The following is a 17,680-nucleotide window of genomic DNA, read 5'->3' on the forward strand; positions in this document are numbered from 1 at the left end:
ATGTCCGACCTCGCCAATGCCACCGAAAGGGAATATCCGATATGAAGCGAATGAAGCCGATCCTCCACCGCATGGCGCTTGCCGCCATCGCCCTTGTGGCGATCCTTGCCGCGCGGCCCGCGCTCGCCTTCGACACGACGGCGCAATATGCGGTGCTGATGGACGCGGCGACGGGCGCGGTGCTGTGGGAAAAGGATGGCGACGTCCGCATGCATCCGGCGAGCATGAGCAAGCTCATGACGCTGTCGATGCTCTTCGACGCATTGAAGTCAGGCACGGTGAAGCTCACCGACGAATTCCCCGTCAGCGAGCACGCCTGGCGCGCAGGCGGCACGACGTCGGGTTCGTCGACCATGTTTGCGCAGGTCGGCTCGCGCATTCCGGTCGAGGTGCTGATCCAGGGTATCATCGTTCAGTCTGCCAATGACGGCTGCATCACGGTCGCGGAGGCATTGAAGGGCTCGGAACCGGAATTCGCCGCCGCGATGACGGAGCGCGCGAAGGAACTTGGCCTGACGGATTCAACCTTCGCGAACTCCACCGGCTGGCCAGATCCGAACCAGATGATGACGGCGCACGATCTCGCGCGGCTCGCTCGTCACATCATCTATGACTTCCCGGAATATTATCATTACTTCAGCGAGAAGGAGTTCACCTGGAACGGCATCCACCAGGAGAACCGCAATCCGGCGCTGTATCTCGATCCGACTGTCGACGGCTTGAAGACCGGCCACACCGAAGCATCGGGCTTTGGCCTTGTGGTTTCTGCCAAGCGCGGTGATGAACGCCTCATCCTCGTCCTCAACGGTATGCCGACGAACAAGGCCCGGGCCGAGGAAAGCGTGCGCGTGCTCGACTGGGGCTTCCGCTCGTTCAAGAAGTACCAGATCTTCGCCAAGGGCGCGGCGGTGGAAAACGCGCCGGTCTGGCAGGGCACCTATTCGCAAGTGCCGCTCGTGGCGGGCAACGATGTTTCGCTCATCATGACGCCCGATCAGCGCAAGGGCATGAAGGTGTCGGTGAACTATTCCTCGCCCGTGAAGGCCCCCATCGCCGCAGGCCAGCAGCTTGGCACCCTTCGCATCGAAGTGCCCGACAAGCCCGTGCAGGAAATTCCTCTGCTCGCTGGCGCCAATGTCGACAGGCTGGGCATATTCGGCCGCGCGATGAATGCGCTCAAGCACATGATCTTCGGCGCTTGAGAGCAGTGACCCAGCCGCGCTTCATCACACTGGAAGGGGGCGAGGGCGCCGGCAAGTCGACGCAGGCGCGCGCCCTCCGAACGCGGCTGGAGGCTCTTGGCCATGAGGTCGTGCTGACGCGCGAGCCGGGTGGCGCGCCGGGGGCAGAGGCCATCCGGCACCTGCTCGTCACCGGCGATACGGGCCGCTGGACACCGCTTGCGGAGACGCTGTTGCACTTCGCGGCGCGCGAAGACCATCTCGCGCATACGATCCGCCCGGCGCTGGCGCGTGGGGCCTGGGTTGTCTCGGATCGTTTCGTGGACTCCACCTTCGCCTATCAGGGCGGGGCTCAGGGCGTGGGCGAGGAGACGGTGAAAGCCTTGTCCGCGCTCGTCATTGGCGCGGATATGCCCGCGCTGACAATCATCCTCGACCTGCCGGTGGAGACGGGCCTCGCGCGTGCACATAGCCGCGCAGGTGTGGATAACTCTGGCGAGGATCGCTATGAGCGAATGGAACAAGTGTTCCATCAAACGCTGCGTGATGCCTTTCTTGCCATCGCGAAAGCGCAGCCGGAGCGATGTGTCGTCATCGATGCGTCACAAAGCGAGGAAGATGTGGCGCGGCAAATTTGGCACAGTGTGACATCGCGATTGGCCACATAGTTCATTGATCCGTATGGTAAATTCCTGTTTGACCCATCACCGAAGGTTCGACTATAGAAGCTTCTCTGGTAGCGCTCCGGCTCGCGGCGGGGGGCAGTAAACAAGGGAAGCCGACGCATGAAACAGCGACAGAGAAACAAACAAAATCTGTTGCCGTTCATCAGCGCCTCGCTCGCTTCCTCCTTCCTCCTCTTCAATTCGCTTCCGGCTCAGGCCAATACGCTCGGCACACTGAGCATTCCTTCCTCCGATCTGCCGGCCGGCATGCGCGGCGACATTGACGCCGCTATCGACGCCGCCATCCTGAAGGGCGCCGCGATGCGCCACGACATGGTGGCGAGCCGCACCGTCAAATTCATGAAGGGCGACACGCTCGCCAAGGTTCTGACCCGCGAAGGCGTCGACAAGGCGCAGCGCGATGCTGCACTCAAGGCGCTGGGCGCCCATTTCGATGTCTCGAAGCTCAAGGCCGGCGACAAGGTCGATGTGGCGATGCGCGGCAGCGAACCCTCGAAGCGCAATCTCGTCGCTCTGCGCCTCCACGCGGGCAAGGCGCAGGAAGTCGCCATCGTTTCCGGCGCTGACGGCGCCTTCAGCATGCAGGGCAAGGCGCCTGCTGCGGAGAACCCGGCGATCGAGAAGGCCGTGGCCGTGTCGACGGAAAGCTGGCCGGTCGCCGCGGCGGCGCTGACCCTCGGTTCGCCCGTGCGCACGGGCCGCATGACGTCACCCTGGGGCTGGCGCATTCATCCGGTGCTTGGCGTGCGCAAGTTCCACAAGGGTGTCGACTACGCCGCCCCCAAGGGCACACCGGTCTATGCGACCGACGACGGCGAGGTGCAGACCATCGGCTGGCGCGGCAATTACGGCCGCTACATCAAGCTCACCCATAATGAGCACCTCGCAACCGCCTATGCCCATCTTTCAAGATTCGCTGCCGGATTGAAGCCCGGCGCCCATGTCCGCAAGGGGCAGGTGATTGCCTATATCGGCGCTTCAGGCCTCGCCACCGGCAACCATCTCTATTACGAGGTGATTGTGGACAACAAGCGGGTAAACCCGCTGCAGAACATTGTGGTGCAGACAAATCTGGATGGCAGCAAGCAGGTCGAACTTGAGCCCTATGCCACGCAGCTCAGCGAGAATGTTCGCCGCTGATGCGAGCTTGAAGCCAGCCTCGTTGAGGCGGCCACCCGCCCTGTGATACGACAGGTGCATGAGCGATATTCCCGAAAGCGACCGGCTTGGCGACTTTCCGCATCCGCGCGAGGTCTCGACGCTGATCGGCCAGGACGAAGCCGAACGCGCCGTCTTCGACGCCTTCATGGGCGGGCGCATGCACCACGCCTGGCTGCTGACGGGCCCCAAGGGCATCGGCAAGGCAACGCTCGCCTATCGCATTGCGCGCTTCCTGCTGCGCTACGGCGAGCCCGAGGTGGCCAGGGCCGCGCGGGCGCATGATCTCTCCGTTCCCGGAGACGACGCTGTGTTCCGCCAGATCGCGGCGCAGAGCCATCCCAATCTTCTCGTCATCCGCCGCCCCTATGACGACAAGGCCAAGCGTCTGAAAACGGTCATCCCGGTGGAGGAAGTGCGGCGCACGTCGAACTTCTTCGGCATGAGCGCGGGCGCGGGCGGCTGGCGCGTCGCCATAGTCGATGCTGCCGACGACATGAACGTCAACGCGGAAAATGCGTTGCTGAAAATCCTTGAAGAGCCGCCGGCGCGGGGCCTCTTCATCCTCGTCAGCCATCAGCCAGGGCGCCTGTTGCCGACGATCCGCTCGCGCTGCCGCGTGCTGACGCTGAAGCCGCTCGACGCGCCGCATATTGCCGACGTGCTGGCCGCGAACGAGACCAGGGCCAATGCGGAAGAGCGCGTCGCCATAGGCCGCCTGGCCGAAGGCAGCGCCGGGCGCGCGCTCACCATTGCGGCCGGCGGCGGGCTCGATCTCTACCGCGAGCTCGTGGCGCTGCTCATGCCGCTGCCCCGCCTCAACGTCAAAGGCATCCATGCCCTTGCCGACAAGGTGGGCCGCCGAGGCGCGGACGAAGCCTATGAAACCTTCACCGACCTCCTGTCCGACTGGCTGCAAAGACTGGTGCGGACGGGCGCCGGAGCAGACGCTACGGGCGACATCGTGGCGGGCGAGGGGGCAGCCATGGCGCGGCTCGCTGGCGGCACCGGCCTTGATCGCTGGGTCGAGGTATGGGAAAAGATCAACCAATCGGTCGCCCGGGCGGAAGCGCTCAATACGGATCGCAAGCTCGTGATCCTGAACGCTTTTTCGATGCTGGAAAGCGTCGCCGGCGAGCGCATTGGAGCGTGATGCTCCGCGCCCCTCAAGGCGCCATTCTCGACAGGTTCGCCCAAGATGACGGCTCGAAAAGCCTTTTACATAACGACTGCGATTTCCTATCCCAACGGCGCGCCGCATATCGGCCATGCCTATGAGATGATCTCGACCGATGTCATCGCGCGCTTCAAGCGGCTCGACGGCTTCGACGTGCGCTTCCAGACGGGTGTGGACGACCACGGCCAGAAGATGGTGCAGACGGCGAGGGCACGCGGCATCACCGCCCAGGAACTCGCCGACGAGATGGCGCCGAAATTCAAGGCCATGGCGGCATTCCTCAACGCCTCGAATGACGACTTCATTCGCACGATCGAGGACCGTCATGTGCGGTCCTGCCAGCACCTGTGGAAGACCATCGCGGCGAATAAGGGCCCGATGGGGCCGGACATTTTCCGCGACGCCTATTCGGGCTGGTACTCGGTGCGCGACGAAGCGTTTTACGGCGAAGACGAGCTGACGAAAAACGAAGAGGGCAAGCTCTTCGCGCCAACCGGCACGCCCGTCGAGTGGATGGAGGAAGAGACCTATTTCTTCCGCCTCTCCGCCTATCAGGACAGGCTTCTCGAGCACTACGAAAAGCACCCGGATTTCATCCAGCCGGTGTCGCGCCGCAACGAGGTCCTCGCCTTCGTCAAGCGCGGCCTGAAGGATCTCTCGATCTCCCGTGCACGGACGAAACTCGACTGGGGCATCGACGTGCCGGGCGATCCGAGCCACGTCATGTATGTCTGGTTCGACGCGCTGACCAACTACATCACCGGCGTCGGCTATCCCGATGTCGAAAGCAAGGCCTTCAGAAAATACTGGCCGGCCGACGCGCATATCATCGGCAAGGATATCGTTCGCTTCCACGCGGTGATCTGGCCTGCCATGCTGATGGCAGCAGGCGTCGAGCTTCCGAAGCGCGTTTTCGGCCACGGCTTTCTCTATAACCGCGGCGAGAAAATGTCGAAGTCGGTCGGCAATGTGATCGACCCCCAGACACTGGTCGAGACTTATGGCGTCGACCAGATTCGCTATTTCTTCTGCCGCGAAGTGCCTTATGGACAGGACGGCAGCTACAGCCACGAAACGGTGGTGAACCGCGTCAATGCCGATCTCGCGAACGATATCGGCAATCTCGCGCAGCGCTCGCTCTCGATGATCGCGAAAAATTGCGAAGCGAAAGTTCCGGCGCGCAGCGAATTGAGCGACGAGGACAAGGAACTTCTCCGCGCGGCGGCGAACCTTCTTCCGACGGTGCGCGACCAGATGGAGCGCTTCGAAATTCATCATTATCTCGCATCCGTGTTCGAGGTAGTGAGCGCGGCTAACCGTTACTTCGCAAGCCAGGAACCATGGGCGCTGAAGAAGACCGATCCGGCACGCATGGCGACGGTGCTTTACGTGACGATCGAAACGGTACGCCACGCCGCGATCCTGTTGCAGCCGGTCATGCCGGCTTCGATGGCGCGGCTGCTCGATATGCTTGGTGTGCCGGAGGAGAACCGCACGTTCGAGGCCATTGAGGCGCATCCGCTGAAGGCCGGCGTTGAATTGCCTGCGCCCGAAGGCGTTTTCCCGCGCCTCGTCGACGAGCCGGCGGAAGACTGAGCATGGCGGTTCTGGTCGACAGTCATTGCCATCTCGACTTTCCGGACTTCGCGTCGGAAGTGGATGAGGTCGTGTCGCGCGCGCACGACGCAGGCGTCGGCCTCATGGTGACGATTTCGACAAAGATCTCGCAGTTCGACCGCATTGTCGCCATCGCCGAGCGCTTCCCGAACGTCTATTGCACGGTCGGCATTCATCCGCATGAAGCGGCGAGCGAACCCGATACGGATACGGCGCGGCTGGTCGAGCTTGCGCGGCATCCCAAGGTCGTCGGCATTGGCGAAACCGGTCTCGATTATTTTTATGAGCATGCGCCGCGTGACGCGCAGAAACGCGCATTCCGCGCTCACATCGGCGCGGCGCGTGAAACGCAATTACCGCTCGTCGTGCATACGCGCGATGCGGACGCCGACACCGCCGATCTGTTGACGGAGGAAATGGGGAAGGGTGCGTTTCCGGGCCTTCTGCATTGCTTCACGTCGAGCCGCAAGCTCGCGGAAGAGGCGCTGGCGCTCGGCTTCTACATCTCGATGTCCGGCATCGTGACATTCAAGAGTGCCGCCGAATTGCAGGAAACGGTGCGCCATGTACCGCTGGAGCGGCTGCTGGTCGAGACGGATTCACCTTATCTCGCGCCGATCCCGAAGCGCGGCAAACGCAACGAGCCGTCTTTCGTCGTGCATACGGCGGCGAAAGTCGCGGAACTGAAGGGCGTCTCGGCCGATACGCTTGCCGATACGACGAGCGAGAATTTCCTGCGGCTCTTTTCCCGCGTTCCGCGCGAGGCTGTGTTCGCCAAATGAAAATACGCGCGACCATTCTCGGCTCCGGCTCGTCCGGCGGCGTTCCACGCATCGGCGGATATTGGGGCGCTTGCGATCCCGCGGAGCCGCGAAATCGCCGCCGCCGCTGCTCGTTGCTGATCGAGCAATGGGACGACAATCCGCACGAAAAAACGACTGTGCTCGTCGATACATCGCCCGACATGCGCGAACAGTTGCTCGATGCGAATGTGAGCTGGATCGACGGGGTACTTTTCACCCATGACCATGCCGACCAGTGCCACGGGATCGACGATCTGCGCATGATCGCGCATAACGGCCATGCCCGCGTGAATGTCTGGATGGACGGACCGACGACCTCGACGCTGACGACGCGCTTCCGCTATTGCTTCCTGGAGGAAGACGGCTCGGGCTATCCGGCAATCCTCAATGCGCATCTGATCGAGGAAATGGGAAGGCCGATCCGCGTCGAAGGCGCCGGCGGGACCATCGAGGCCATTCCATTCGACCAGGACCACGGCGCCATCCGGTCGCTCGGATTCCGCTTCGGACCGCTGGCATATTCGAGCGACGTGGTCGGCATGCCGGATGAGAGCTTCGATCTGGTTGACGGCATCGAATGCTGGATCGTCGACGCGCTGCGTTACACGCCGCATCCGACGCATGCGCATGTTGACCTGGCGCTGCAGTGGATCGCGCGCGCCAACGCACCGCGCGGCGTGCTCACCAATCTCCATGTCGATCTGGACTACCGCAAGCTCGCGTCAGAGCTGCCGGAAGGCGTCGTACCGGCTTATGACGGCATGACGCTGGAATTCGAGTTCTGAAGATCGCACAAAGCGCATAATATCAAAGTCCCATTATTTGACACAACATCTCGCGCTCATCGGATCAACGCCCGCACACACCGCTTACCGGAAGCGGGGCGTATTGCGACGTTTACCTACCGCTTGCGACAATCTCTACACGGATGTTCTTGATCTGGATCAACGGTGTGCCGTTCGCGTCGATGAGGGCGGCGGGTTCGCATGTTGGTCTGGGTGATAAGACCGAGCGAGCGCCGGCACCGCCGATTTTCCTTATGGCCACCAATCATCCCGATCCGCTGTTAGATCGTGAAAGGGAATTGGTCATGAACCCAGCGGGGCGGCGCCACAGGGGTCCGTCCGATCTGGACGCGTCATGCGTGTTTCACTATACACCCGTGAAACACAACATAATCTCCATAATATATATTATCGGATAAATGCACCAATCGTCTTGTGGTGGAAAATCCGGGTATTCCGGCCTCCGACCCAGCTTGCCTCTTCCGGTTCAAACAAAGTCGTATGCCCACCTTGCGATGACCATCGGTGGCCATGTAAAAGGCGGCCTTGACCAGCCGGATGCTTGTGTTCGCACCGCGGCTCTGGAATGCGGGCGACGACCTCGGCTGGCGCCCCTGTGAGTGCTGTAATCGGGTGGCGTAAGGGTTTCTGATCATGCTTATACGACAAGGTCCGGATCGCGACGATCATGTCGACCTCCGTCTTGGTTGCCTCCTCGCAGGCGTCGCTGGCGCCCTCAACGCGGCCGCGTTTCATGCCGTGGGATTCTTCTCCGCCAACATGACGGGAAATGTCTCAGCGCTCTCCGACCACATCGCGCTCGGCAGCTTTACGACCGGCACCTTCTTTCTCGCGATCATTCTGATCTTTGTTTTCGGTGCGCTCGTCTCGACCTTGCTCATCAATGCCGGCCGCCGGCGCAGAATGCACAGCATCTACGCCTTCAGCATCCTCGCTGAGGCTGTTCTTTTGACATTGCTTGGCTGTGCAGACCTCTGGCTCCCCGCCGCCCAGCGAGGCCCTGCATTGATCCTGGGGCTCAGCTTCCTGATGGGCCTGCAGAACGCGCTCGTCACCCGCATCTCGGATACACGCGTTCGGACGACGCATGTCTCCGGCATGACAACCGACATTGGCATCGAGCTGGCAATGTTGCTCGACATTGCGCTGAGACGCGAACCCAGTGTCGACCCCTCGCCCTATAAATCCAAACTGCGCCTGCATCTGCAGACCGTGTTGTCGTTTCTGGTCGGCGGCGTCATTGGCGTCGCAGTCTACCACGCCGTCGGCGCCCTGCTCCTTTTCGGAACCGCGCTGTTTCTCTTCGCTATCGCCATTGAAGGGATTCTCAGCGCGCGCGACATGCCATCCACCGCCGCGAATATCTGATGCTTCCCGAGCGTTGCCGCACCTCGTCGTCCTGACCTTATTCCGCCAGGGACGTAGCGATCTCGGAGGACCGTTGGAGCGTCTGACTCACCGGGCATCGGTCGGCGATTTCCAGCAGACGCGCGCGCTGCTCGTCGCTGAATTCGCCCTTGATCTCGATGACGCGCTCGAACCGGTCGTGCGGTCCATCCGCGCCGACCGCGCGCCTGACGTAACGGAGGCGGACTTCGATATGCTCCACCGGCCATTGATGCCGTGCTGCATACATGCGCAGCGTCATGGCCGTGCAGGCGCCCAAGGCCGAAAGGAGTATCTCGTAAGGGTCCGGGCCGGTGTCCTGCCCGCCGACCGTCTCTCGCTCATCGGCGCCAAGAACATGATGCCCGGCTGTGATGAACTCGCCATAGGGACCGTTACCACTCTCGGAAACCGTTACGCTGCGCTCTCTCATCGCCACCATCTCTACAAGCGTTTCGTTGATCTCGCGCCTGAAGCCTGGCGCGACCTCACTTCGAGCGCAGCTTGTTGATCCCGAGAAGGTTCATCACGATACGCTCATAGCCGGGCTCGCTCATCCCGCTACGAACCTTGTGCATGAAATATTTCTCAAAGGCTACCTTCGCGAGATGGACCCAGTAGCCCTGCCCCGACCAGTTCACGTTGCGGGGCGGAATCTGGGGCACGGCGACAAATGCCACGCCGTCGTCACCGAAATCGGCGAGGCAGACCGCGTTCCATGTCGCCTCTTCCTGCGGCTCCTTGCCCGCCATGACGTCGCGAATGTTATGAGCGACTGCGGTGGCCATGGACTCGATCATATAGCCAGTCTTGGGCACACCGACCGGCACGGGCGTCTGCTCGAATGGCGGAATCGCCACGCAAACGCCAACCGCATAGACGTTGGAATATTTCGGATTGCGCTGCTGCTTGTCGATCAGCACGAAGCCGCGCGGATTGACCAGCCCTTCAATCGGCTTCCCGTCTTCGCCGAAGAAACACGAAACGCCCTTGAACGCGGGAATCATCATGTTAAGGCGCGACGGAATCTCGTGAACCTTCTTGAGCGTCCCCTCCTCCGTCATCTCGCTGACATAGACCTTGTCGGGGCCAACGCGATCGACCTTGGCGTTGGTGATCCACTTGATGTCGCGGTCACGCAAGGCCGATTCCATCAGGCTCTTGGTGTCGCCGACGCCGCCAAGGCCCAGATGACCGATATAGGGCTCGGAGGTGATGAAGGTGATCGGCACACGGTTCCTGATCTTCCGCTTGCGGAGATCGGCATTGGCGAGGAACGCGAATTCATAGGCCGGACCGAAGCAGGAAGCCCCCTGCACCGCGCCTACGACCATCGGGCCGGGATCGGCGCAGAACCGCTCCCACTTTTCCGCCAGAGCCGTTGCGTGGTCGACATGGCAGATGGAGCCGCTGTTGTGCTCCGGGCCAAATCCCTCGATTTCATCGAAGGCGAGCGCCGGTCCCGTCGCAACGACGAGGTAGTCATATTCCATCCGCGTTCCATCGCCGAGCAGGAGCGCATTCTCCGACGGCAGGACGCGCGCGGCGCCCGCAGCCGAAAAGCCGATGCCAAGCTTGGACAGAACGTCAGGAAGATGAATCTTGATGTCCTTGGGCTCACGCCATTTAAGCGCGACCCACGGATTTGACGGCACGAAGTGGAACCACTCCGTATTGGAAACGACGGTGATCTCGGCTCCGGCGCCAAGTGTCGCCTTCAATTCGTATGCCACGGTGGTGCCGCCCAAACCAGCACCCAGCACGACAACTTTCTTTCCCATACCTACTCCTCCCAAGGCGGGCTACCGCCGTTGCCATAGACCTCGCAGCGCAATCCGTTCCTCGCCTGAAGGGCGCCTGGACGTCAGAAAGCGTTTCCGGACTTGAGGCCCAGCTTGCGGAAAATCATCGCAGCGGGGCAAAAGCCCGTGAACGAAGACTGCAACAGATTGGCACCGACAAAGGCGGTGAACCAGAGCCAGTAAGGGCTGTGAATCTGACTCAATACGAGGCTGGCGAGAATCATGAATCCCGCAAAGGCTATTACGGCACGATCGATTGACATGGCTATCTCCCTGAAAGCCGCACTTCGGCTTAACTTCTGCACCAACCCGAGGCGGCGCGATATGATCTGGCTCAATCCTCAGGAGGCCTGTCTGTGATCAAATAATCATACAGGCTTTTATATTCGTCGTTGTTAATTTAGTATTGTCTGATATATGAGTCAAACGCAACATGGCTGGGGTCGGTATGTCACGACGCATAGTTCTTTCCGTTCTTACGCTCGCGCTCAGCTACGCCAGTGCCGCTGCGGCGCAGGGTGAAACAGCCACTGTTCATCTGACATCCGTGGACGATCGAAAGGCCGTTGTCGCGACCGTTGAGCCTGTCCATCAGCTCCTCGCCCGCTCCCGCATCGCCGGCACCATCACCGCCGTCAATGTGAAGGAAGGCGACAAGGTCAAGGCGGGCGACAAGATCGCCATTGTGGGCGACGAAAAGCTCATGCTGCAGATGCGCGCAACCCAGTCGCGCATCGAGGCGCAGCAGGCAGAGCGCGCCCAGGCCAAGATCGACTTCGACCGCGCCACGACGCTGCGCCGCACCGGCGCGGGTTCGCAGGCAAAGCTCGACGAGGCAAAGACCCGCCTTCAGGTCGCCGAGCGCACGCTTCAGGCCCTTCAGTCGGACCGTCAGGTCATCGAACAGCAGTCGATCGAGGGGGCCGTGCTCGCGCCGGGCGCGGGCCGTATCCTGACCGTCCCCGTGGCCGAGGGCAGCGTCGTGATGGGCGGCGACACGGTCGCTACCATGGCGACGGACGACTATATCCTTCGCCTGGAATTGCCGGAGCGGCACGCTCGCTTCCTGAAAGCAGGCGATGAAATTCTCGTCGGCGCCCGAGGCATGCGCGAGACCGACAATTCGGCGATCCGTCCCGGCAAGGTCGTCCTTGTCTATCCACATATCGACCAGGGCCGCGTCATTGCGGATGTCGCGGTAGCCGGTCTTGGCGATTATTTCGTCGGAGAGCGGACGCGCGTATTCGTCGCAACCGGCAAGCGCGAAGCGCTTGTGCTGCCTGAATCCTTCATCTACCGCCGTTTCGGGGTCAGCTATGCAAAGCTCAAGAGCGGCGTGGAGGTCGTTGTTCAGGTCGGCGAGCCGGTGACCGGCGGCATCGAAATTCTTTCAGGCCTGCATGATGGCGACGTTGTGGTGATGCCGTGAAGATCGGACTTTCCGGCGCCCTCACTCGCGCCTTCATAACCTCCCCGCTCACACCGCTGTTCCTGATCGGCTCGCTGATCGTCGGCATGATTGCGCTCATCGCGCTGCCGCGCGAGGAGGAGCCGCAAATCAGCGTCCCCATGGTCGACATCATCGTCAGTACCAAGGGTTACAAGGCCGACGAGGCGGTCGAACTCATTACCAAGCCGCTCGAGGACATCGTCAAGGGCATCGACGGCGTCGAACATACCTATTCGACGACACAGGACGATCAGGTTCTGGTGACGGCGCGCTTCCTCGTCGGTACGGATCAGGACACGGCGCTGCTGCGCGTCCATGAGAAAATCCGCTCCAATATCGCTGACCTTCCCTACGGCATTCCCGAACCGCTGATCATCGGCCACGGCATCAATGACGTCGCAATCCTGGCGCTGACCCTGACGCCGAAACCCGAGGCCGCTGGCCGCTGGAACGACAACGGCCTGCGCCAGATCGCGCAGGAGCTTCAGCATGAGCTGATGAAGGTCGACAATGTCGGTATCACCTATCTCATCGGCGGCAGTCCGAACCAGATCCGTGTCGAGCCTGACCCGGAACGCCTCGCGCTTTACGGCATCACTCTGAACCAGCTCGTCGACAAGCTTCAGAACGCCAACCGATCACTCGTCGTCGGGCGCGTGATGGGCGAGAACCGCAGTTCGACCGTCGTCGCAGGCCAAACATTGCAAGGCGTGCCGGATATCGGCCTTCTCCTTCTGACCTCGCGCGACGGGCGCCCCGTCTATGTGAAGGATGTTGCCGATGTCGTCGTCGGCGCGGCGGAAACGGATTCGCGCGCCTGGAATCTGGCCAAGACCGAAAAGGGAGACCTGCGACGCCTTCCCGCCGTCACCATTGCTTTTGCCAAGCGCAAAGGCGCCAACGCAGTTGTGGTCGCATCCGACCTGCTTTCTCGCCTCGAAACGATCAAGGGCCGGTTGCTGCCCAATGATGTCGAAGTCGCGGTGACGCGCAACTACGGCGCGACCGCGACGGAAAAAGCGGATGAGCTGCTATTCCACCTCGGCCTCGCAACCGTCTCCATCGTCGCGCTCATCACCTGGGCGATTGGCTGGCGCGAAGGCCTGGTCGTGCTCGTGGTCATTCCAACGACGATCTTGCTCACGCTTTTCGCCTCATGGCTCATGGGCTACACGATCAATCGTGTCAGCCTCTTCGCGCTCATCTTCTCGATCGGCATTCTCGTCGACGACGCCATCGTCATTGTCGAGAACATCATCCGGCACTGGCACATGCGCGGCGAGAAGGGCCTCATAGAAAGCGCCGTCGAGGCCGTGGCCGAGGTCGGAAATCCGACAATCGTGGCGACCCTCACCATCATCGTCGCCCTGCTCCCGATGATGTTCGTGAGTGGCATGATGGGGCCCTATATGAGCCCCATTCCGGCGAACGCGTCGATGGCGATGATCTTCTCCTTCTTCGTCGCCGTCATCATCACGCCATGGCTTCTCTTCCACATCGCAAGGCACCGCTTTGAAGGCGAAGGCGCCCTGTCGCATCAGGGTGGACACGAGGATGCCGGCGCGCTGGCGCGGCTCTATGTTCGCATTGCCCGCCCCCTCCTCACCGGCAGACGAAATTCGAAGAGGCTTCTGATCGGCGTCGGCGTCGCGACATTCGCGGTATGCCTGCTCTTCGTCACCCGCGACGTCGCGGTAAAGCTGCTGCCCTTCGATAACAAGTCCGAGCTTCAGGTCGTGCTCGACATGCCGCAGGGAACCACGCTCGAGGACACGCAGCGCTTCCTCTTCGCGGCCGCCGACAAGCTCAAGACCATGCCGGAGCTTACCTCGATCCAGCTCTATGCGGGCACATCGGCCCCCTTCAATTTCAACGGCCTCGTCCGCCACTATTATCTCAGGAGTGGACCGCAGCAGGGCGACCTGCAGGTCAATTTCGTGGCAAAGGGCGAGCGCTCCCGCTCAAGCCACGAACTCGCCGTGGCCGTGCGCAAGGAACTGGCGACGATCGCCTGGCCTGAGGGCGCGGTACTGCGCGTCGTCGAGGTGCCGCCGGGGCCGCCCGTTCTGGCAACGCTGCTCGCGGAGATTTACGGTCCCGACCAGAAGACGCGTCGTGCCGCCGCCCGCAAGGTCGAGGAGGCCTTCCGCTCGGTCGATTTCATTCATGACGTGGATGACACCTTCTACAAGCCGGCCGAACGCCTGCGGTTCATCATCGATCAGGACAATCTGGAGTTTCACGGCGTCGAGCAGCAGGCCGTCTATGACACCATTGCGACGATCATCGGCGGAGCCGAGATCGGGTTCTCGCAGCGCGGTCATGGCGCAAAGCCTTACGACATCGTCGTGAAGCTGCCACGCAGCGCACAATCGATGGGCGAACGTCTGCTGACCACGCCGATACCGGCTGGCGGCACAACGCGCGAGGGACGGAACGTCGAACTCGGCGATGTCGTGAGCGTAAAGTCGGAGCCCGGCTCCTATTCAGTTTACCGGCGCGACGGCCATGCCGCCGAGATGGTGCTGGCCGAAGTCGCGGGCCGTTTCGAAGCGCCGATCTACGGCATGTTCGCTGTCGAAAACGCGATCAAGAAAATGGATTGGGGCAAGGATGGCCCTCCTGTCATCGGCTATCACGGCCAGCCCGCCGACGAGAGCCATGTGACGCTGCTCTGGGACGGCGAATGGGAAGTCACCTATGTGACCTTCCGCGACATGGGGGCGGCCTTCGGTGTCGCGATCCTCGGCATCTATCTGCTCGTCGTGGCGCAGTTCGGGTCGTTCAAGCTGCCGCTCGTCATTCTGATCCCGGTGCCATTGACGCTTATCGGCATCGTGCTCGGGCATTGGCTCTTCAGCGCGCCCTTCACCGCCACATCAATGATCGGCTTCATCGCGCTTGCCGGCATCATCGTGCGCAACTCGATCCTGCTGGTCGATTTCATCCGCCATCGGCGCGCCGAGGGCGCCGTGTTGCGCGACGCGCTGCTCGAGGCAGGCGCGATCCGCTTCAAGCCAATCGTGCTCACGGCGGCGGCGGCCATCATCGGCGCGGTCTTCATCATCGCCGATCCGATTTTCCAGGGCCTTGCCATCTCGCTCGTCTTCGGCCTCGCATCATCGACGGCATTGACCCTGCTTGTCATTCCGGCGGTTTATGTGGTGCTCAGGGACGATCACAAGGACTTTGAACACTGAGAGCCAGGAGGATCGGCATGCCTGAAAGCATTCACATTCCCTGCCCGAGATGTGGCGCCATCAATCGCCTCCCCGAAACGCGGCGTGAGGACCACCCGACATGCGGCAAATGCGGAGCCGCGCTATTCGACGGCCACCCGATTACGATCACCGCCGGGAACTTCTCGCGACACGCCAATGCGCAGGACCTTCCCCTGCTCGTCGATTGCTGGGCTGCGTGGTGCGGGCCGTGTCGCGCCATGGCGCCCGTCTTCGAGGCTGCCGCAGCCGAATTCGAGCCTCGCATTCGCCTCGGCAAACTCGACACTGAGGCCGAGCCGGAACTCGCCACGAAATTTCAGATCCGCGCCATTCCGACATTGATCCTGTTCCGCGGCGGACGCGAAATTGCCCGGCACAGCGGCGCCATGAACGCGGCGATGTTACGCAACTGGATGCAGGAACATCTTCCGGCATGAGACGGGCGGTCACTTCGGATGTGACCAAAATGAAATCCTTCCATCGTAAATTCTCCCAAGCTCCTTGTGCGACAGTTCCGCTCAGGCACAATCAGCACATGACTATGGGCGCGATAGGCAGTAACCTCCGACGCATCCCGGATCGCCCAAGGGCGAAAGACGGAGAGCCCATGGCCCTGAACAGCCTCCGAGCAAATGTCGCAACGCGACCGCATCCACTCGTCCGCGAGATCGGACTGGTGTTGGCGTTCAAGCTCGTTGCGCTGTTTTTTCTCTACACATTCTTTTTCGGCCCCTCGCATCGCGTCGACGTGACGCCGGACGGCGTGCATGCTGCTGTCTTCGGGCCCCACACCACCAGCCCAGCCGATCCGCTGACGCGTCCTGGAGGATAAGATGCACGAAATAGATATCGTAACCCTGTCGCGGCTCCAGTTCGCGCTGACGGCGCTCTATCACTTCCTCTTTGTGCCGCTCACTCTCGGTCTTTCCATACTGCTCGCCATCATGGAAACCGTCTATGTCATGACGGGACGCACCATCTGGCGTGACATGGTGAAGTTCTGGGGCACGTTGTTCGGCATCAATTTCGCCATGGGCGTCGCCACCGGCATCACCATGGAGTTCCAGTTCGGCACGAACTGGGCCTATTACTCGCACTATGTCGGCGATGTGTTCGGCGTGCCGCTTGCGATCGAAGGCCTCATGGCCTTTTTCCTCGAAGGCACTTTCGTCGGCCTCTTCTTCTTCGGCTGGGATCGCATGAGCAAGCGCGCCCATATGGTCGTAACCTGGCTGGTCGCGATCGGCAGCAATCTCTCGGCCTTGTGGATTCTCGTTGCCAATGCCTGGATGCAAAATCCGGTCGGGACGACATTCAATCCGCAGACAATGCGGATGGAAGTGAGCTCCTTCTTCGACGTGCTCTTCAATCCGGTCGCGCAGGCAAAATTTGTCCACACTGTGAGCGCGGGCTATGTCACCGGCGCCATGTTCATGCTGTCCATCGGCGCCTATTACCTGCTCCGCGGGCGGCACACCGAAATTGCGCGCCGTTCCATCACGGTCGCTGCGAGCTTCGGCCTGGCCTCCGCTCTCTCCGTCGTGGTTCTCGGCGATGAGAGCGGATACACCGCCGGCCAGGACCAGAAGATGAAGATCGCCGCAATCGAATCCATGTGGGAGACCGAACCGGCGCCCGCACCCTTCACGCTTATCGGCATCCCCGACAGCAAAGCGCAGACGACACATTATGCCGTTCAAATTCCCTGGGCCCTCGGCCTCATAGCGACGCGCTCGCTCAACCTGCCCGTCGAAGGCATCAAGGATCTGGTGACCCAGGCGGAAGGCCGCATCCGCAACGGGCTTGTCGCCTATCGCGCATTGGCCAAGGTACAGGGCAAGGCTGGCGCCACCCTGCCCCATGAGGTCGAACCCGCGACACGAGATCTCGGTTATGCGCTGTTGCTGAAAGGTATCCGCCCGGACATCGAAAACGCGACCGACGCCGAAATCCACGAAGCCGCCATGTCGACGATCCCCAATGTCGGCGTCCTCTTCTGGGGCTTCCGGTTCATGGTGGGCCTCGGCTTCTACTTCATCGCGCTCTTCGCGCTCGCCTTCTACCTGTCGAGCTGGCGGCGTCTCGACCGCAAGTGGTTCCTCCGCGCTGCCTTGCTGAGCCTGCCCCTACCCTGGGTCGCGGCAGAACTCGGGTGGATCGTCGCCGAATATGGACGCCAACCCTGGATCATCGATGGCGTGTTGCCGACTTTCCTCGGCGTCTCCGACGTTCCGGCAAGCAATGTTCTTCTGAGCCTTGCGGGCTTCGTCCTCTTCTACAGCACGCTCGCGGCGGTCGATCTCTATCTGATGATCAAATATGTGCGCCTCGGGCCTGATGCGCCGACGCCGAACGCCATCCTTCATGTTCCCGCGCGAGCGGATTGAGGAGCA

At 61.6% G+C, this 17,680-nt stretch carries 16 protein-coding genes; 13 read left to right on the forward strand and 3 right to left on the reverse strand.

Going from position 1 to position 17,680, the window contains the following annotated elements; all coding sequences use genetic code 11:
- Positions 1–41: 41 nt before the first annotated feature.
- The 8 genes from F2P47_RS11575 (at position 42) to F2P47_RS11610 (ending at position 8,796) form a co-directional block, all read left to right on the forward strand.
- Positions 42–1,202 (forward strand): D-alanyl-D-alanine carboxypeptidase family protein, encoded by a 1,161-nt coding sequence (locus tag F2P47_RS11575; protein ID WP_246176858.1) that lies wholly within the window; start codon positions 42–44, stop codon positions 1,200–1,202.
- 5 nt (positions 1,203–1,207) lie between these two features.
- Complete coding sequence (gene tmk, locus F2P47_RS11580) at positions 1,208–1,849, forward strand: dTMP kinase (protein ID WP_152216566.1); 642 nt, start codon at positions 1,208–1,210, stop codon at positions 1,847–1,849.
- Between the two features lie 117 nt (positions 1,850–1,966).
- The gene (locus F2P47_RS11585; RefSeq protein ID WP_152216516.1) at positions 1,967–3,007 is read left to right on the forward strand and encodes a M23 family metallopeptidase; all 1,041 of its coding nucleotides are present in this window, start codon (positions 1,967–1,969) and stop codon (positions 3,005–3,007) included.
- 58 nt (positions 3,008–3,065) lie between these two features.
- A complete protein-coding gene (locus tag F2P47_RS11590; protein ID WP_152216517.1) occupies positions 3,066–4,178 on the forward strand; it encodes a DNA polymerase III subunit delta' in 1,113 nt (370 codons plus the stop codon).
- Between the two features lie 45 nt (positions 4,179–4,223).
- A complete protein-coding gene (metG, locus tag F2P47_RS11595; protein ID WP_152216518.1) occupies positions 4,224–5,798 on the forward strand; it encodes a methionine--tRNA ligase in 1,575 nt (524 codons plus the stop codon).
- A gap of 2 nt (positions 5,799–5,800) precedes the next feature.
- Positions 5,801–6,601 (forward strand): TatD family hydrolase, encoded by an 801-nt coding sequence (locus F2P47_RS11600; RefSeq protein ID WP_152216519.1) that lies wholly within the window; start codon positions 5,801–5,803, stop codon positions 6,599–6,601.
- Complete coding sequence (locus F2P47_RS11605) at positions 6,598–7,407, forward strand: MBL fold metallo-hydrolase (RefSeq protein WP_152216520.1); 810 nt, start codon at positions 6,598–6,600, stop codon at positions 7,405–7,407. Before F2P47_RS11600 ends, F2P47_RS11605 begins: the two co-directional genes overlap by 4 nt.
- Before the next feature lie 654 nt (positions 7,408–8,061).
- Entirely contained in the window at positions 8,062–8,796 is a 735-nt protein-coding gene (locus F2P47_RS11610; protein ID WP_152216521.1) for a YoaK family protein, read from the forward strand.
- 37 nt (positions 8,797–8,833) lie between these two features.
- On the opposite strand, the gene F2P47_RS11615 is transcribed toward F2P47_RS11610, so the two are convergent.
- From F2P47_RS11615 to F2P47_RS11625, 3 genes are all read right to left on the reverse strand, one after another.
- Complete coding sequence (locus F2P47_RS11615; RefSeq protein WP_204886651.1) at positions 8,834–9,247, reverse strand: OsmC family protein; 414 nt, start codon at positions 9,245–9,247, stop codon at positions 8,834–8,836.
- A 55-nt stretch (positions 9,248–9,302) separates the two neighbouring features.
- Complete coding sequence (locus F2P47_RS11620; protein ID WP_152216523.1) at positions 9,303–10,595, reverse strand: NAD(P)/FAD-dependent oxidoreductase; 1,293 nt, start codon at positions 10,593–10,595, stop codon at positions 9,303–9,305.
- Between the two features lie 83 nt (positions 10,596–10,678).
- Positions 10,679–10,879: a YgaP family membrane protein gene (locus F2P47_RS11625; RefSeq protein WP_152216524.1), complete on the reverse strand. Its 201-nt coding sequence runs from the start codon at positions 10,877–10,879 to the stop codon at positions 10,679–10,681.
- A gap of 185 nt (positions 10,880–11,064) precedes the next feature.
- Here F2P47_RS11625 and F2P47_RS11630 point away from each other — a divergent pair, with 185 nt between their 5' ends.
- The 5 genes from F2P47_RS11630 to F2P47_RS11650 all read left to right on the forward strand — a co-directional run bounded on the left by F2P47_RS11630 (position 11,065) and on the right by F2P47_RS11650 (position 17,674).
- Positions 11,065–12,045 (forward strand): efflux RND transporter periplasmic adaptor subunit, encoded by a 981-nt coding sequence (locus tag F2P47_RS11630; protein ID WP_152216525.1) that lies wholly within the window; start codon positions 11,065–11,067, stop codon positions 12,043–12,045.
- On the forward strand, positions 12,042–15,266 hold the full coding sequence (locus F2P47_RS11635) for an efflux RND transporter permease subunit (RefSeq protein ID WP_152216526.1): 3,225 nt from the start codon (positions 12,042–12,044) through the stop codon (positions 15,264–15,266). The genes F2P47_RS11630 and F2P47_RS11635 overlap by 4 nt, the downstream gene beginning before the upstream one ends.
- A 17-nt stretch (positions 15,267–15,283) precedes the next feature.
- Positions 15,284–15,724, forward strand: a complete 441-nt coding sequence (gene trxC / locus F2P47_RS11640; RefSeq protein WP_152216527.1) for a thioredoxin TrxC — start codon at positions 15,284–15,286, stop codon at positions 15,722–15,724.
- A 170-nt stretch (positions 15,725–15,894) separates the two neighbouring features.
- On the forward strand, positions 15,895–16,119 hold the full coding sequence (cydP, locus tag F2P47_RS11645) for a cytochrome oxidase putative small subunit CydP (RefSeq protein WP_152216528.1): 225 nt from the start codon (positions 15,895–15,897) through the stop codon (positions 16,117–16,119).
- Between the two features lies 1 nt (position 16,120).
- A complete protein-coding gene (locus tag F2P47_RS11650) occupies positions 16,121–17,674 on the forward strand; it encodes a cytochrome ubiquinol oxidase subunit I (RefSeq protein ID WP_152216529.1) in 1,554 nt (517 codons plus the stop codon).
- Positions 17,675–17,680 lie beyond the last annotated feature (6 nt).

Source organism: Parvibaculum sedimenti, from assembly GCF_009184905.1.
Taxonomy (GTDB): Bacteria; Pseudomonadota; Alphaproteobacteria; order Parvibaculales; family Parvibaculaceae; genus Parvibaculum; species Parvibaculum sedimenti.

Bases quoted from the DNA above. Each gene is read 5' to 3' on its own strand.
- F2P47_RS11575 (WP_246176858.1), top strand. From the start codon at position 42: ATGAAGCGAATGAAGCCGATCCTCCACCGCATGGCGCTTGCCGCCATC.
- F2P47_RS11585 (WP_152216516.1), top strand. From the start codon at position 1,967: ATGAAACAGCGACAGAGAAACAAACAAAATCTGTTGCCGTTCATCAGC.
- F2P47_RS11590 (WP_152216517.1), top strand. From the start codon at position 3,066: ATGAGCGATATTCCCGAAAGCGACCGGCTTGGCGACTTTCCGCATCCG.
- metG (WP_152216518.1), top strand. From the start codon at position 4,224: ATGACGGCTCGAAAAGCCTTTTACATAACGACTGCGATTTCCTATCCC.
- F2P47_RS11600 (WP_152216519.1), top strand. From the start codon at position 5,801: ATGGCGGTTCTGGTCGACAGTCATTGCCATCTCGACTTTCCGGACTTC.
- F2P47_RS11605 (WP_152216520.1), top strand. From the start codon at position 6,598: ATGAAAATACGCGCGACCATTCTCGGCTCCGGCTCGTCCGGCGGCGTT.
- F2P47_RS11610 (WP_152216521.1), top strand. From the start codon at position 8,062: ATGCTTATACGACAAGGTCCGGATCGCGACGATCATGTCGACCTCCGT.
- F2P47_RS11615 (WP_204886651.1), bottom strand. From the start codon at position 9,247: ATGAGAGAGCGCAGCGTAACGGTTTCCGAGAGTGGTAACGGTCCCTAT.
- F2P47_RS11620 (WP_152216523.1), bottom strand. From the start codon at position 10,595: ATGGGAAAGAAAGTTGTCGTGCTGGGTGCTGGTTTGGGCGGCACCACC.
- F2P47_RS11625 (WP_152216524.1), bottom strand. From the start codon at position 10,879: ATGTCAATCGATCGTGCCGTAATAGCCTTTGCGGGATTCATGATTCTC.
- F2P47_RS11630 (WP_152216525.1), top strand. From the start codon at position 11,065: ATGTCACGACGCATAGTTCTTTCCGTTCTTACGCTCGCGCTCAGCTAC.
- trxC (WP_152216527.1), top strand. From the start codon at position 15,284: ATGCCTGAAAGCATTCACATTCCCTGCCCGAGATGTGGCGCCATCAAT.
- cydP (WP_152216528.1), top strand. From the start codon at position 15,895: ATGGCCCTGAACAGCCTCCGAGCAAATGTCGCAACGCGACCGCATCCA.
- F2P47_RS11650 (WP_152216529.1), top strand. From the start codon at position 16,121: ATGCACGAAATAGATATCGTAACCCTGTCGCGGCTCCAGTTCGCGCTG.